This window comes from Streptomyces sp. NPDC101490 (genome assembly GCF_044767145.1).
Classification (GTDB): Bacteria; Actinomycetota; Actinomycetes; order Streptomycetales; family Streptomycetaceae; genus Streptomyces.
The window spans coordinates 1-1262 of record NZ_JBIWNI010000056.1; the positions used below are offsets into that span (position 1 = coordinate 1).

1 protein-coding gene is annotated in these 1262 nt (G+C 64.4%); it reads left to right on the forward strand.

Annotated features, from left to right (window positions below):
- A partial coding sequence (kdpA, locus tag ACIRQY_RS35635) for a potassium-transporting ATPase subunit KdpA (RefSeq protein WP_403933017.1) occupies positions 1-1262 on the forward strand: 1262 nt, incomplete at its 3' end.

Sequence of the window (1262 nt, forward strand, 5' to 3'; positions counted from 1 at the left end):
GTGGCGCTGGGTCTGTCGTACCGGCCGTTGGGTGATCACATGGCCCGGGTGTACGGCTCTGGCCGTCATCTGCGGGTGGAGCGGTGGGTCTACAAGGCGATCGGTGCGGATCCGTCGGTGGAGATGCGCTGGCCGGCGTATCTGCGGGGGGTCCTGTCGTTCTCTTTGGTGAGTGTGCTGTTCCTGTATCTGCTGCAGCGGGTGCAGGGGTCGCTGCCGGGGTCTTTGGGGTTTGTGTCGATCGATCCTGATCAGGCGTTCAATACGGCGGCGTCGTTCGTGGCGAACACGAACTGGCAGTCGTATTACGGTGAGCAGGCGATGGGTCATGTGGTGCAGACCGGTGGCCTGGCGGTGCAGAACTTCGTGTCGGCGGCGGTGGGTATCGCGGTCGCGGTGGCGCTGGTGCGGGGGTTCGCCCGGTCGCGGACGGGTGAGCTGGGTAATTTCTGGGCGGATCTGGTCCGGGGGACGGTGCGGATTCTGCTGCCGATCTCGGTGGTGGGTGCGCTGGTTCTGGTGGCGTGTGGTGCGATCCAGAATTTCGCGGGGATCCATGAGGTGGGTCAGTTCGCGGGCGGGGTCCAGCAGTGGAACGGTGGTGCGGTGGCCTCGCAGGAGGTCATCAAGGAGCTGGGGACGAACGGCGGCGGGTATTTCAACGCGAACTCGGCGCATCCCTTCGAGAACCCGAACGGGTTGTCGAATCTGTTTGAGATCTATCTGATTCTGGTGATTCCGTTCGCGTTGACGCGGACGTTCGGCCGGATGGTGGGTTCGCTGCGGCAGGGTTACGCGATCCTGGGTGCGATGGGTGTGATCTGGCTCGGGTTCACGGCGTTGATGATGTGGACGGAGTTCGCGCACCGGGGGGCGGCGTTCGAGCTGGCCGGCGGGGCGATGGAGGGCAAGGAGACCCGTTTCGGGATCGCTGGTTCCTCGCTGTTCGCGGTGGCGACGACGCTGACGTCGACGGGTGCGGTGAACTCGTTCCATTCGTCGTACACGGGTTTCGGTGGCGGGATCACGATGCTGGGGATGCAGCTGGGTGAGATCGCGCCGGGCGGTGTGGGTTCCGGTCTGTACGGGATGCTGGTGATGGCGGTGATCGCGGTGTTCCTGGCGGGGCTGATGGTGGGCCGGACTCCGGAGTATCTGGGGAAGAAGATCGGCACGCGGGAGATCAAGTTCGCCGCTTGTTACATTCTGGTCACTCCGGCTCTGGTGCTGTGTTTCACGGCCGCTTCGTTCGTCCTGGACAC